16 protein-coding genes are annotated in these 13,448 nt (G+C 59.7%); 6 read left to right on the forward strand and 10 right to left on the reverse strand.

Annotated elements, in window-relative coordinates; genetic code table 11:
* Positions 1-126 precede the first annotated feature (126 nt).
* Positions 127-645: a DUF3617 domain-containing protein gene (locus tag D8U60_RS12965; RefSeq protein WP_016772436.1), complete on the forward strand. Its 519-nt coding sequence runs from the start codon at positions 127-129 to the stop codon at positions 643-645.
* Positions 646-728: 83 nt separating this feature from the next.
* Here the strand turns inward: D8U60_RS12965 and D8U60_RS12970 are convergent, their stop codons facing one another.
* From D8U60_RS12970 to D8U60_RS12990, 5 genes are all read right to left on the reverse strand, one after another.
* Entirely contained in the window at positions 729-1,604 is an 876-nt protein-coding gene (locus tag D8U60_RS12970) for a metal ABC transporter substrate-binding protein (RefSeq protein ID WP_130900251.1), read from the reverse strand.
* A gap of 11 nt (positions 1,605-1,615) precedes the next feature.
* The gene (locus D8U60_RS12975) at positions 1,616-2,485 is read right to left on the reverse strand and encodes a metal ABC transporter permease (RefSeq protein ID WP_122751256.1); all 870 of its coding nucleotides are present in this window, start codon (positions 2,483-2,485) and stop codon (positions 1,616-1,618) included.
* The gene (locus tag D8U60_RS12980) at positions 2,485-3,153 is read right to left on the reverse strand and encodes an ATP-binding cassette domain-containing protein (protein ID WP_122698756.1); all 669 of its coding nucleotides are present in this window, start codon (positions 3,151-3,153) and stop codon (positions 2,485-2,487) included. Before D8U60_RS12980 ends, D8U60_RS12975 begins: the two co-directional genes overlap by 1 nt.
* Positions 3,150-4,046, reverse strand: a complete 897-nt coding sequence (gene folE2 / locus D8U60_RS12985; RefSeq protein ID WP_130900252.1) for a GTP cyclohydrolase FolE2 — start codon at positions 4,044-4,046, stop codon at positions 3,150-3,152. The genes D8U60_RS12980 and folE2 overlap by 4 nt, the downstream gene beginning before the upstream one ends.
* A gap of 83 nt (positions 4,047-4,129) precedes the next feature.
* A complete protein-coding gene (locus D8U60_RS12990; protein ID WP_073470857.1) occupies positions 4,130-4,507 on the reverse strand; it encodes a glutamine synthetase in 378 nt (125 codons plus the stop codon).
* 209 nt (positions 4,508-4,716) lie between these two features.
* Here D8U60_RS12990 and zigA point away from each other — a divergent pair, with 209 nt between their 5' ends.
* Together zigA and D8U60_RS13000 are read left to right on the forward strand one after the other, a co-directional pair.
* On the forward strand, positions 4,717-5,922 hold the full coding sequence (zigA, locus tag D8U60_RS12995) for a zinc metallochaperone GTPase ZigA (protein ID WP_130900253.1): 1,206 nt from the start codon (positions 4,717-4,719) through the stop codon (positions 5,920-5,922).
* Positions 5,922-6,572: a DUF1826 domain-containing protein gene (locus D8U60_RS13000; RefSeq protein ID WP_130900254.1), complete on the forward strand. Its 651-nt coding sequence runs from the start codon at positions 5,922-5,924 to the stop codon at positions 6,570-6,572. The genes zigA and D8U60_RS13000 overlap by 1 nt, the downstream gene beginning before the upstream one ends.
* Before the next feature lie 4 nt (positions 6,573-6,576).
* On the opposite strand, the gene D8U60_RS13005 is transcribed toward D8U60_RS13000, so the two are convergent.
* Positions 6,577-6,933 (reverse strand): hypothetical protein, encoded by a 357-nt coding sequence (locus D8U60_RS13005; protein WP_016772443.1) that lies wholly within the window; start codon positions 6,931-6,933, stop codon positions 6,577-6,579.
* Positions 6,934-6,973: 40 nt separating this feature from the next.
* On the opposite strand from D8U60_RS13005, the gene D8U60_RS13010 reads away from it, so the two are divergent.
* Positions 6,974-7,939, forward strand: coding sequence for a CobW-like GTP-binding protein (locus D8U60_RS13010; RefSeq protein ID WP_130900255.1), 966 nt, complete (start codon positions 6,974-6,976; stop codon positions 7,937-7,939).
* 6 nt (positions 7,940-7,945) lie between these two features.
* Here the strand turns inward: D8U60_RS13010 and D8U60_RS13015 are convergent, their stop codons facing one another.
* On the reverse strand, positions 7,946-8,359 hold the full coding sequence (locus D8U60_RS13015; RefSeq protein WP_130900256.1) for a DUF3301 domain-containing protein: 414 nt from the start codon (positions 8,357-8,359) through the stop codon (positions 7,946-7,948).
* 117 nt (positions 8,360-8,476) lie between these two features.
* Between D8U60_RS13015 and pdxY the strand changes: the two genes are divergently transcribed.
* Positions 8,477-9,349 carry a pyridoxal kinase PdxY gene (gene pdxY / locus D8U60_RS13020; protein ID WP_042608042.1) on the forward strand — a complete coding sequence of 291 codons (873 nt, stop codon included), beginning with the start codon at positions 8,477-8,479 and terminating at the stop codon, positions 9,347-9,349.
* Between the two features lie 107 nt (positions 9,350-9,456).
* Here the strand turns inward: pdxY and D8U60_RS13025 are convergent, their stop codons facing one another.
* Positions 9,457-9,939, reverse strand: a complete 483-nt coding sequence (locus D8U60_RS13025) for an acyl-CoA thioesterase (RefSeq protein ID WP_016772447.1) — start codon at positions 9,937-9,939, stop codon at positions 9,457-9,459.
* Between the two features lie 278 nt (positions 9,940-10,217).
* On the opposite strand from D8U60_RS13025, the gene D8U60_RS13030 reads away from it, so the two are divergent.
* Positions 10,218-11,981: a cation:proton antiporter gene (locus tag D8U60_RS13030; protein ID WP_130900257.1), complete on the forward strand. Its 1,764-nt coding sequence runs from the start codon at positions 10,218-10,220 to the stop codon at positions 11,979-11,981.
* 21 nt (positions 11,982-12,002) lie between these two features.
* Here D8U60_RS13030 and D8U60_RS13035 read toward each other — a convergent pair whose 3' ends face one another.
* Positions 12,003-12,410, reverse strand: coding sequence for an SMI1/KNR4 family protein (locus tag D8U60_RS13035; protein ID WP_038359443.1), 408 nt, complete (start codon positions 12,408-12,410; stop codon positions 12,003-12,005).
* 135 nt (positions 12,411-12,545) lie between these two features.
* Positions 12,546-13,421: a Tim44 domain-containing protein gene (locus tag D8U60_RS13040; protein ID WP_130900258.1), complete on the reverse strand. Its 876-nt coding sequence runs from the start codon at positions 13,419-13,421 to the stop codon at positions 12,546-12,548.
* Positions 13,422-13,448 lie beyond the last annotated feature (27 nt).

Consider the following 13,448-nt stretch of genomic DNA (forward strand, 5'->3'; position numbering starts at 1 on the left):
AGCCTTGCTCCGCGAGATGCAATGCTTAACAGACCATGTTCTGCGCCGAATGTCTCTATTTAATCGGCGCATGAACCGACACAATCGGCCGGCGTCTAACGGCCACAACTGATCAGGAGTTTCTCGATGAACGTTCGTCTGCTGGGTTTGGCGCTGGGCCTGGGTTTGGCATTGCCGGTGGTTGCGCAGGCGCAAATGCTGCAGCCGGGGTTGTGGGAAATGTCTTCGAGCAATCTGAAGGTCGATGATCAGGCCATGGATGTGCAATCGATCCTTGGCCAGATTCAAGGCCAGATCACCCCGCAGCAGCGCGCGGCGCTGGAGAAGAACGGCATCAACATCGGCGGCAAAGGCATCCGCGCTTGCCTGACGCCGCAGCAGGTGGCGACCAACGACATCCCGTTGGCCGACCCGCAATCGGGCTGCAAGCAGCAGATCACCGAGCGCACCGGCAACCAGTGGAAATTCCGCTTCAGCTGCCCGAAAGCCCAGGGCACTGGCGTGGCGACATTCCTCAGTGACCGCGAATTCACCACCGTCGCCAATGGCACCTTCAACGCCATCGGCATCAACCAGAAGGGCAGCCTGGAAACCCGTGCGGTGTGGCTGGGTCAGGATTGCGGCACGGTAAAACCCCGCGCTTGAAACCTCTGTGACGCCCACAGTTGGAAGCCATTCCAACTGTGGGAGCGAGCCTGCTCGCGAATAGATCGAAAGCGCACCTCAGGTCATGGCTTACTCAACGCCTTGTACAGCGTATTAAGGTTGTACTCGAACAGCCCGGTAAAAGTGCTCGCAGGCCCGGTGGAAGCCAGTGCATCCGAGTACAGCGTGCCACCGATGTGTGCGCCGCTTTCATCCGCGATCTGCTTGAGCAGACGCGCGTCCTTGATGTTTTCCATGAACACCGCTTTGACCTTCGCCTGGCGAATCTGCGTGATCAGCGCAGCGACTTCAGCGGCGGAGGGTTCGCGTTCGGTGGACAAACCCTGTGGCGCGATAAAGTCGATGCCATAGGCCTGACCCAGATAGCCAAAGGCATCGTGGCTGGTGACGATCTTGCGATTGCCCGGCGGCAGCGCGCCGAGTTTGTTTTTGGCCTCGGCGAGCAGGGCATAGATCTGCTTGAGGTAAGTCTGGCTGTTGCGCTCGTAGTCAGCCTTGTTAGCCGGGTCGGCGGCGATCAGCGCCTTGGTGATGTTGGCGACGTACAACTCAGCGTTCGCCAGATTGTGCCAGGCGTGTGGATCCGGAACGGTTTCGCCATCTTCATCGAGCGAACGTGGAATCACCCCGCGACTGGCACTGATCACCGTTGCCTTGCTGTCGGTGCTGATCACCAGGCGATCCAGCCAAGGTTCGAAACCGAGGCCGTTCTTGATGATCACTTTGGCTTTGAGCAACGCCTTGGCATCGTCCGGGGTCGGCTCGTAGGTATGCGCATCGGCATCCGCGCCGACCATGTTGGTGATCTCAACGTGCTCGCCGCCGACCTGATGAACCATGTCGGCAAGGATGCTGAAGCTGGTGACCACCGGCAGTTTTTCGGCGGCTGACAATGACATCGACAGCATCAGGCTGAACAGCACGAGTAGAGCGCGCATCGGGAAACACCTCATTGGGATGTGAGCAAAGGCGGGCGGCGCAGCAAACCGTGAACCGGTCCGAACACCACCGACAGCAGATAGCCGACCCCCGCGACCAGCACAATGGCCGGGCCGCTGGGCAGCGAGTAGTAGAACGACAGCAGCAAACCCAGCCACACCGACAGGCAGCCCATGACGGCGGCGATGGCGATCAGTAGCGGTAGGCGGCGACTCCAAAATCTCGATGCAGCAGCCGGAAGCATCATCAGGCCGACTACCATCAGTGCGCCGATGGCCTGAAAGCCGATCACCAGATTCAGCACGACCAGAGTCAGGAACACGCCATGAGCCAGTGGTCCGAGACGACTGACCGTGCGCAAGAACAATGGGTCCAGTGTGTCCAGCAGCAGAGGTTTGTAGATCGCCGCCATCGCCATGAGGCTGACCGCCGAGACCCACAGCATGCCGGTCAGTGTCGGCCCGTCTACGGCCAACGCTGAGCCGAACAGCAAGTGCAGAAGGTCGAGGCGCTTGCCGGCGATGCCAAGGATCAAAACGCCGCTGGCCAGTGAGATCGGATAGATCGCGGCGAGGCTGGCATCTTCTCGCAACCCCGTTCGCCGGGTGATCCAGGCCGCGAGTCCGGCCATGCTCAGCCCGGCTCCCAAGCCACCGAGGGTGAGTGCGGGAAGACTCAAACCGGCAAACCAGAATCCCAGCGCTGCACCAGGGAGAATGCCGTGGGCGACAGCGTCGCCGATCAGGCTCATCCGTCTGAGAATCAGAAACACGCCCAAGGGCGCCGTGCTGCATGCCAGCACCAGGCCGCCGAGCAAGGCGCGGCGCATGAACACGAATTCGCTGAACGGCTGCCAGAAATGGCTGACGGTGGCGAGCATCAGGCGACCTGCATGTGCGGTGTTGGCTGGATCAGTTCTCGGCTGGTTCCGTACACGCAGTGGCCGTTTTTGATCAGCAGGGTATGCGGAATGTGTTGGCGGACAGCCGCCAGGTCATGGCAGACCACAAGCAGTGTCCGGCCCTCGGCGTGCCAGTGGTGAATGTGTTGCCAGAGCAATTGCTGGCCGAGTTCGTCGAGTGCGGCGTGCGGTTCGTCCAGCAACAGCACCGGGGCGTCAGCAAGGCTCAGTCGCGCGAGCAGGGCACGTTGTAGCTCACCGCCGGACAGGGCCATCAACGGGCGCTGTTCGAGTCCACTCAAATGCCAGTCTTCCAATGCGTTTTTCAGTCGCTGCGTGCGCAGCTGTGTCGAGAGCCGACGGCCCCAGAAACCTGCGGCGATGAGCTCTTCGAGGCTGATTGGAAACTGCCGATCCAAATGTTGCTGTTGCGGCAGAAAGGAAATGCCGCTTTGGCGTGGAACAGCCATTTCCACCTTGCCGGCCAAGGGCTTCTGCAAACCGGCGATGACTTTCAGCAGACTGCTTTTGCCGCAGCCGTTGGCGCCGATGATTGCGGTCAGGCTGGCGCTTTCGAACTCAAGACTCAGAGGCGTCGTCAGCGGTTGGCCGGGTGCGCCCCAGACCAAGGATTGGCAGCGGATCATTTTTGCTCCCGTCGCCAGCTGCTTTCGGCGACGGCGTCATGGGCATGCAGGCTTTCGGCATGGATCACGCGGATGTGGAATTGGTTGATGCCGGGTGTGCGTTGCAGTGCCAGGTTGAGGCGGCGGGCGGCGTCTTCACAGAACATCAGGTTCTGCCCATTGGCGAGAGCGAATGCTTGCTCGTCGGGTCGCTTTACTGCGGTCTGCACGGCGGTGCCGAGGGCTGCTTCAGCGTCATCGATGATCGCGGTCAGCGGTAGCTCGTCGATGAAACTGTCGAGATGCAGGTGCAATTGCGCATAGCTGCGTTGGCTGTGCGGCGTCGCTACGATCCCTTTGGTTGAGCCAAGCCATGCCAAAACATCTGCGTGTTGCAGAGCCTTGTTGGCGAAATCGTCGACGAATTGCTGCTGGATCAATTGCCTTGCCAAGGCTGCGGAGCATGGGCACGTCGAGGAATAGGGCAGTTCAATTTTTAGTTCCACGTGGAACATTTGCTGTTTCAGGCTCGCTGAAATGGACGCCGGATAGGATTTCCAGCCGGCCAAGGGGCTGACCAACGCGGGTCGTTTCAGCAACAATTCGGTGTGAATATTCAGATACGCGCAGGCGGATAGACCTTGATGGCTTGTCAGAAAACACTTGAGTACCTGATGCAGCAAAGCGGGAGAAAGGCCTCGCTGTACGAGGGTTTCGAGTGCCAGATACAAGCGCGACATGTGAATACCACGCGCTTCACCATCATCGAGACTCACGCCAGCGTCGACTCTGGCGCTGAGGCATTGGCCTTCAAGCACAACGGGTAGAGCAATCCCACGCATGCCTACCCAGTCGAGGGGCAGTGCCAAGCGTGCAGATTGAGCGGCGATATCCGGGAGAGTAAGAGCATTCATGGTTGAGACCGTCGTATTGATCTCTATTTACGTTACATTATAACAATCCATTCAGCGATGCTTTTTTCATGAAAAGGATTTCACTAGCAGCCCGTCATCCGGCTGCAAGTGAACCTTGCGCTGCTCCCTCCCGAGCTGGAGAAGCGGTTGATGGTTGTCCAACCGACACGGCGGGTATAGCCAACCCACGCCTCGCCATCGGAGGCAATGCCGGTAAAAAAGGTTAATTGGCCGAAGCGGCTGTTGGTCTGCGCCCAATAGCGATGGCCGTCCTTCTCGAATCCGCGCAGGTAAAGCGTAGTGCCTACCGTATTGACGCTATAGGCATTGCCGTCGACGTCTACACACGCCAGCAGATTAGCACTGCGTGTGCAGTGCGCCGGCCCCGGCATGTGCGCCTGTGCTTGGCTGGCCAGCGACATGGCAAAGCTCAAAAGCAGGCATTTCAACCCCTTGTTCATTGCGAGTTTCCACGATCGGTGGTGCAGCAATTTGCGAAATCTCCTGTGTCGGACTGGCAAACTCAAGTTGTTATACTATAACATAAATCGCAACCAGCCTGAGCTGCCGATCACAATCGTATGCCTTCTTTGACCCGGTTAAATGAAGCGCAACACGCCAAGCGCACACCTAAAAGCGTAAATCGGCTGCCATTTATGAGGATTATCCAATGTCAGCCAAATTGCCCGTCACCGTAATTTCAGGATTTCTTGGCGCCGGAAAAAGTACACTTTTGAATTACGTACTACGTAACCGAGACGGCTTGCGCGTAGCGGTGATCGTCAACGATATGAGCGAGATCAACATCGATGGTAGCGAAGTCCAGCGCGATGTCAGCCTGAACCGCGCTGAGGAAAAACTCATCGAAATGAGCAATGGCTGTATCTGCTGTACGTTACGTGAAGATTTACTGGAAGAAGTCAGCAAACTCGCCCGCGAGGATCGTTTTGATTACCTGCTGATCGAATCCACCGGCATTTCCGAACCGCTTCCGGTCGCTGAAACCTTCACCTTCCGCGATGAACAGGGGCAAAGCCTCGCCGACATTGCTCGCCTGGATACCATGGTCACCGTGGTCGACGGTGTGAATTTCCTGCTCGATTACCAGGCGGCCGAAAGCCTCGCCTCTCGCGGCGAGATTCTCGGTGAAGAAGACGAGCGCTCCATCACCGATCTGTTGATCGAGCAGATCGAGTTCGCCGACGTCCTGCTGATCAGCAAAATCGACCTGATCAGCCAGCACGAGCGTGAAGAACTCACCGCCATCCTCAAGCGCCTCAATGCCCAGGCTGAAATCATTCCAATGGTGATGGGCGAAATCCCCCTGGAGAAAATCCTCAATACCGGTCGTTTCGATTTCGATCAGGCCGCACAAGCGCCCGGATGGCTACAGGAATTGCGCGGTGAGCACGTCCCGGAAACACAGGAATACGGCATCGCCTCGACGGCCTACCGCGCGCGCCGGCCATTTCACCCGCAACGCTTCTTCAGCTTCATCGATCGGCCTTGGCTGAACGGCAAGCTGCTGCGCTCCAAAGGCTTCTTCTGGCTGGCCAGCAAACCCACCGATGCCGGTAGCTGGTCGCAGGCTGGTGGCCTGATGCGGCATGGATTCGCCGGTCGCTGGTGGCGTTTTGTGCCAAAGAATCAATGGCCGCAGGATCAGGAAAGTGTCCAGGCGATCATGGGAAACTGGATTCCAAGCGTAGGAGATTGCCGCCAGGAGCTGGTTTTCATCGGTCAGAACATAGATTTCCTACAGCTCTCCGCCGAACTCGATGCCTGTCTGCTGACCGACGAAGAAATGGCAACGGGTGTAGAAGGCTGGCGCTTGCTGCCTGATCCATTCGGTCCTTGGCACGAAGAGGCCGCCTGATGCTCGCACTCCAAGATCAGCCGCTGCTTACCCGTCATCAGCACCAGGGCGTGACCCCGCAAACGTTGACGCGAATCCTGGAAGACCAGACCAATCTCGCCGTCTGGCAACGTCAGCTGCCCGTGCACATTGCCGATTTTGCGCAATTGGTGCTGTCGCTCAACGAGCCCTTGGCCGAGTCGCTGTGTCTGGAATTGCCCGACGAAGATGCCGAACCGGATCTCGCCGGTCTGGCTGCAGGGCTGCGTGATCTGCAAGGTTTCGAAGGTTTCATGAGCGATCTTAAATGGCTGATCAGTGCCTTCGCCTGCCTGCTCGGTGCGCGGCGTATCGGCGTGCGTTTGCGTGTGCTGGACAAGGCCATGTGTCCGCGTTTCCACGTCGATCACGTGCCGGTGCGCTTGATCACTACTTACGCTGGCATTGGCAGCCAATGGCTTGAGGAGGGCGCGATGGATCGCCTGCAACTTGGCCAGGCCAATGCCGAACCGCAAGATCCAGCGTCGATTCGTCAGCTCAACAGCGGCGACGTCGCGCTGCTCAAAGGCGAAAAATGGCACGGCAATGAAGGCTTCGGCCTGATCCATCGTTCGCCGCAACCGGCACCCGGTGAACGCCGTCTGTTGCTGACCCTCGACTGGCTCGGCTGACACATCAGGGCTTGCGCCAGGCGCCCTGGCTCTGGCCTTCGCAATACGGCTTGAGATACGCCGCATCAGTGGCCACGCCGTAATAGTGGATATCCTGGCGATAGGGCATATTGGCGACTTGCGCGTTGCTGCACACGCCGAAAGCGCCGCTGGGGCACTGGTCGACGTATTGCACCTCGACCTTCTGCCCGGCCAGCGTCGGTTGGCAGAAGCCGTCATTGAACAATTTCTGCGGAATCGTCCGGTTCTGCTGACAGACTTTGACGTCGAGCCGTTCGCCCTGTGTGTGCACCACGCAGGCCTGAGCCCACGCTTCACTCGACAGCAGCGCCAACAGCAACGACCATCCCGACCAGCGCATCTTCGATCTCCTCAATAACTGTCCGCAGAAAGTACCCGCCATGTTGCAGAACATTCCGACCCACGTCATCGCCGGCCCGTTGGGCGCCGGCAAGACCAGCCTGATTCGCCAGTTGCTGGCGCAACGGCCTGCGGACGAACGCTGGGCGGTGCTGATCAACGAGTTCGGCCAGATCGGTCTGGATGCTGCATTGCTGACGAATGACGCCGATGGTATCGCACTGGGTGAGGTGGCCGGGGGCTGCCTGTGTTGCGTCAATGGTGCGCCATTCCAGATCGGCCTCGGCCGCCTGCTGCGCAAGGCCAGACCGGATCGACTGTTTATCGAGCCATCCGGGCTGGGCCATCCGGCGCAGTTGCTCAAGCAATTGAACGAGGCGCCGTGGCTGGGCGTGCTGGCGGTTCAGCCCTGTGTGCTGGTTCTGGACGCTCAGGCATTGCACGCGGGTAGAACCCTGCCGGACGCCCAGCAGCAAGCGTTGGCCAGCGCGGGTTTGCTGCTGTTGAACAAGGCGGAAAATCTCGATGAAGCGGTTCGAGAGACAATTGCCAGTCGGTTACCGCCCGTCAGACTGATCTGGACGCAGCAAGCCCAGCTATCTCTGAGCGAGCTTCCGGGGCTGGCAGTAAAAGCCAACGAAGGCGCAGGGCATCTGCCGCTGCCCACTGGATTGGCACAGCTGCCAGCGGTCTGGAGCGATCCGGCCGAACCGATTTGCCTGAGTCAGGCGCAGGAGGGTGGGTGGAGCATCGGTTGGCGCTGGCATCCGCGGCAGGTATTTGATCAAGCACGCATCGCCGATTGGCTGAGCGCGCTCGACTGGAAGCGGGCCAAACTGCTTATCCACAGCACGGATGGCTGGGTCTCGGCCAATGCGCTGGAGCATGCCGAGCTGAGTTGGCAAGCCAGCGAATGGCGAAAAGATTCAAGAATCGAGCTGATCTTCGCTGAACCGCAGAACATCGAACAGCTGCAAGCCGGTTTGGCGGAATACCGGATTCAGTGAGTCAGCTCAGGGCTTCCACTTGGTATGTTCCTGGCGCCACTGGCTCAGCTCGATGACTTCGGCGCGAGGCTTGTGGACTTCGACCACCGGCGGCGTATCGTCGAACGGCGCCGGGTAGGGTGCCAGTTCAATCTGCGCACTGTGCGCGCCGAACTGGGTGATGGTGCCGTTGTGGCGGCTTTCGCCGGTCACGGTGAACTCGAAGTTGTAGACCCGCGCCAGTCGTCGGCGACCGTTGGCATCCTTGATCAGACCGATCTTTTTCAGCGCGACGTTACCGTCCAGCAGCTCCACGCCGACGTTGGTGCAATGCTGTTTGACCCGCTCCAGCGCGCGCTCGCGCAAGCCGTGGTTGTGCCATAGCCAAGCACCAGCGGCGGCGAACAGCATCAGCACGAAGATGTTTTCCAGGGTCAGCATCTACATCGAACTCCAAATGATGGCGTCAGCTTAACTGTCTCGCCGGTCTGTCGTACAGGCTGTGTTTCGTCGCATACTGCGCGGCTTGAATTTCAATCGTTTTACGGAATGACCCGAATGAAACGTACGCCTCATCTGCTCGCCATCCAGTCCCACGTGGTGTTTGGCCACGCCGGCAACAGCGCTGCGGTTTTTCCGATGCAGCGCGTCGGGGTCAACGTCTGGCCGCTCAACACCGTGCAGTTCTCCAACCACACCCAGTATGGTCAGTGGGCCGGTGAAGTGCTGGCGCCGCAGCAGATTCCCGAGCTGATCGAAGGCATCGCCGCAATTGGCGAGCTGGGTAACTGCGACGCGGTGCTGTCCGGCTATCTCGGCAGCGCCGCGCAGGGACGGGCGATTCTCAGCGGTGTGGCGCGGATCAAAGCGGTCAATCCGAAGATGCTGTACCTGTGTGATCCGGTGATGGGCCATCCGGAGAAAGGCTGCAGCGTGCCCACCGAGGTCAGCGATTTCCTTCTTGATGAGGCCGCGGCCGTGGCGGACATCATGTGCCCGAACCAATTGGAGCTGGACAGTTTTTCCGGGCGCAAGCCGCAGTCGCTGTTCGATTGCCTGGCGATGGCACGAGCGCTGCTGGCGCGCGGACCGAAAGCGGTACTGGTCAAGCACCTGGATTACCCGGGCAAACCGGCGGATGGGTTTGAAATGCTGTTGGTGACCGCCGAGGGCAGCTGGCATCTGCGCCGTCCGTTGCTGGCGTTTCCGCGTCAGCCGGTGGGCGTCGGCGATCTGACCTCTGGTCTGTTCCTGGCGCGGGTACTGCTGGGCGACAGCCTGCTGGCGGCATTCGAATTCACCGCAGCAGCGGTGCATGAGGTGTTGCTGGAAACCCAGGCGTGCGCCAGTTATGAGCTGCAACTGGTGCGGGCGCAGGATCGCATTGCGCATCCGCGGGTGAAGTTCGAGGCTACAGCGATCAGTCTCTGAGACCGAGTCGTCTTTATTCGCGAGCAGGCTCGCTCCCACAGGAAGAATGCATTCCAGATGTGGGAGCGAGCCTGCTCGCGAAAGCGATCAATTGAGCGCTACCCGTTTCAGGCGTCGCCCTTGATCTCCTGATAACGCTTCTCCAGCTCCTGACGAATCTGCCGGCGCTGCTGCGCCTGCATGAAGCGGCGTTTGTCTTCGCTGTTCTGCGGTTGCAGCGGTGGCACGGCGGCCGGTTTGCGCTGATCATCCACCGCGACCATGGTGAAGAAGCAGCTGTTGGTGTGGCGCACCGAGCGTTCGCGGATATTTTCGGTGACCACTTTGATGCCAACTTCCATCGACGTGTTGCCGGTGTAGTTGACCGAGGCGAGGAACGTCACCAGTTCGCCGACATGAATCGGCTCGCGGAAAATCACCTGATCCACCGACAGGGTCACCACGTAGCGCCCGGCATAACGGCTGGCGCAGGCGTAAGCCACTTCGTCGAGGTATTTGAGCAGGGTGCCGCCGTGGACATTGCCAGAGAAGTTGGCCATGTCGGGGGTCATCAGTACCGTCATCGACAGCTGGGCGTTTCCGGGTTCCATAACGTTCTCACGGATCAAGGCTGATTGCAGGAAGCGCCTCTGCGGGCACCTGGTGGCTTTTCAAAAAGCACCGTTATCGGGACGCCGCGCGGCGGGCCGCCGTCACGCCGGTAGCGATCTGTTTCCATATATTGCACCGGCTTCCAGAGCGAAGTCGCGGTGTTAACCTGCAAAAGCCCTGCCCAAGGGCAATTCCTACATTAAAAGCGGATTTTTACCCTGCTCGCGCAGAACGTCTGACGTCTGTCCGCGCGCCTCGTCATCAAGGAGCCCACGCCATGCATGCCATCAGTTTCATTCAGGATCTGGCAGTGATCATGCTGGTCGCGGGCGTGGTAACCGTGCTGTTTCATCGTTTCAAGCAACCGGTGGTGCTCGGCTACATCGTCGCCGGCTTCATCATCGGCCCGCATACGCCGCCGTTCGGCCTGATTCACGACGAAGAAACCATCAAGACCCTGGCCGAACTCGGGGTGATCTTCCTGATGTTCTGCCTTGGTCTGGAGTTCAGCCTGCGCAAGTTGTTCAAGGTTGGGGCAACGGCGTTCATTGCCGCGTTTCTCGAGATCATCCTGATGATCTGGATCGGCTACGAAATCGGCCGCTGGTTCGACTGGAACACCATGGATTCGTTGTTCCTCGGCGCGATTCTGGCGATCTCTTCAACCACCATCATCGTCAAAGCGCTGAATGACCTGAAGATGAAGAACGAGCGCTTCGCGCAGTTGATCTTCGGTGTGCTCATTGTCGAGGACATCCTTGGCATCGGCATCATTGCGCTGCTGTCGAGCATCGCCGTCAGCGGCACGGTGAGCTCGGGCGAAGTGTTCTCCACGGTCGGCAAGCTGTCGCTGTTCATGATCGTTGCGCTGGTCATCGGCATTCTGTTGGTGCCGCGTCTGCTGGCTTATGTGGCGAAATTCGAAAGCAACGAGATGCTGCTGATCACCGTGCTCGGCCTGTGTTTCGGCTTCTGCCTGCTGGTGGTCAAGCTTGAATACAGCATGGTGCTCGGCGCTTTCCTGATCGGCGCGATCATGGCCGAGTCGCGGCAATTGCTGAAAATCGAACGGCTGGTCGAGCCGGTTCGCGACCTGTTCAGCGCAATCTTTTTCGTCGCCATCGGGCTGATGCTCGATCCGCTGATTCTCATCGGATACGCCTGGCCGATTGCGGTAATCACCGTGGCCGTGGTGCTGGGCAAGATGTTGTCCTGCGGCCTCGGTGCGTTTATCGCTGGCAATGACGGACGGACCTCACTGCGGGTCGGCATGGGTCTGTCACAGATTGGCGAATTTTCCTTCATCATCGCCGCGCTGGGCATGACCTTGCAGGTCACCAGCAACTTCCTCTATCCGGTCGCTGTAGCCGTGTCGGTGATCACCACGCTGCTGACGCCGTACCTGATTCGCGCGGCGGATCCGTTGTCGATCAAGCTCTCGGCCGCTGTGCCCAAGCGGCTCGGGCGGGTGCTGGGCATGTATGGCGAATGGTTGCGCAGTATTCAACCGCAGGGCGAGGGTGCGCTGCTGGCGTCGATGATCCGGCGGATCCTGTTGCAGGTCGGGGTCAATCTGGCGCTGGTGATTGCGATCTTCTTTGCCGGCGCATACTTCGCCGAGCGCATGTCGTTGTGGCTGCAGGACTGGATCAGCGATCCGAGCTGGCAGAAGGCATTGATCTGGGGCGGTGCGTTGCTGGTCTCGCTACCGTTCCTGATTGCGGCTTATCGCAAGCTCAAGGCGCTGTCGATGCTGCTGGCGGAGATGGGCGTCAAGCCGGAGATGGCCGGGCGTCACACGCAGCGAGTGCGCCGGGTGATCGCCGAAGTGATCCCGATTCTCTCGCTGCTGGTGATTTTCCTGCTGTTGGCAGCCTTGTCGGCCAGTATCCTGCCGACCAACAAGCTGCTGGTGCTGATCGCCGTCGTCGCGGCCGCCGTAGCGGCGCTGCTGTGGCGCTGGTTCATCCGCGTGCATACGCGGATGCAGGTAGCCTTGCTGGAAACCCTCGACAATCACAAGGAGTCGTCGGGGCATTGACCAGCCGGGGCGTGTGGCGGATCAGCTTTCCAGCCAGACGTCCCGCGCCCAGTGCCACACCGATTCCCAGGTTTCTTCGGCAATCAGTTCTTCTTCGGCCTGCCACAGCACCACGGTGCCGTCTTCTTCGACACAGTAGTAGTCATCGCCGTCCTGACAGATCGGGATCAGGCTGCGATCAACACCCACGTCCCATGCATTGGCCGCCACGTCCGGCAGATAGGTGTGCGATTGCGGATCAGTGACGGTCACCGGCTCGAGGCTGCCATAGACCACATCGCTGACGGTCAGCAAAAATTCTTTGAAGACGAATGGAATGTCGATGAACAGTTGTTCTTCGATTTCCACCAGCAGGTCTTCGTCAGGCAATTCCAAAGGAACCGGTACGGGTTCGTTGGCTTCGCGCAGTTGTTCGATGATTTCTTCCACGTCCGGGATCCTCTTGCTGAATGGCGCGGTTTATATGGGCCGGTTTATACAGTAGCTCGCCATAGATGCAACCGTGAAATGAAAAACCCCGGCCGAGGCCGGGGTTCTGTTACCGCAAGTGAAGCGCAGCAGGGATCAGCCGTTCTGGCGGATACCGGCGACCAGCCAAGGCTGGTTGTCGCCCTGCGGACGTTCCATGTTCCAGCTTTCGCTGAACACTTCGCCCTGGTCGAAACGCGAGGTTTTCGACACGCCGGTGAAGGTCAGGGTGGCGATGGTCTTGTCGGCACGATCGTCGACGCCGTCTAGCTGCACCTGCAGGTTGTCGATGTAGGTCGACTGGAAGCCGTCGCCCAGATCCGCACGCTCACGCTTGAGGAACTCAAGCATTTGCGGGGTCACGAACTCGGCGATCTTGTCCATTTCGTTGGCGTCCCAGTGCTGCTGCAGCGACTGGAAGTGGCTGCGCGCAGCTTCAAGGAAGCGCTCTTCGTTGAACCAGGCCGGTGCGTTGATCACTGGGCGGGCGGCAGCCGGAGCAGCCGAACCACCGAAGATCGAACCCATGGCGGCAGGCTTCTGCTCGAACACTTCACGCTGCATTGGCGCGCCGGCCGGAGCGAATTGCTCCTGCTGCTTGCGACGACGGGCGGCGATGAAGCGGAAGATCACGAACGCGATCAGGGCCATGATCAGGATGTCGAAGATCTGCATGCCCTGGAAGCCGTCGCCCATGAACATCGACGCGAGCAGGCCACCGGCGGCGATGCCCGCCAATGGGCCGAGCCAGCGCGACGCACCGCCGGCCTTGGCCGCGGCGCCAGTAGCACCGGCAGCGCCAGCGGTCGCTGCTGCGCCGCCCACGCCTGGAGAAGAAGGAGCCATCTGGCTGGTCTGGTGCGTCGGCGCAGCGCCGGCGCTTTTGCCACCACCAAAGCGCTTGGCGTTGGCGTCGAGGCTCATCGTCAGGCCGATGCACAACGCCATGGCGATGCTAAGAAAACGTTTCATAAAGGGTATTCCCGTTTTGTGGAGACA

The sequence above is a fragment of the Pseudomonas sp. Sample_11 genome (assembly GCF_004307505.1).
Taxonomy (GTDB): Bacteria; Pseudomonadota; Gammaproteobacteria; order Pseudomonadales; family Pseudomonadaceae; genus Aquipseudomonas; species Aquipseudomonas atacamensis.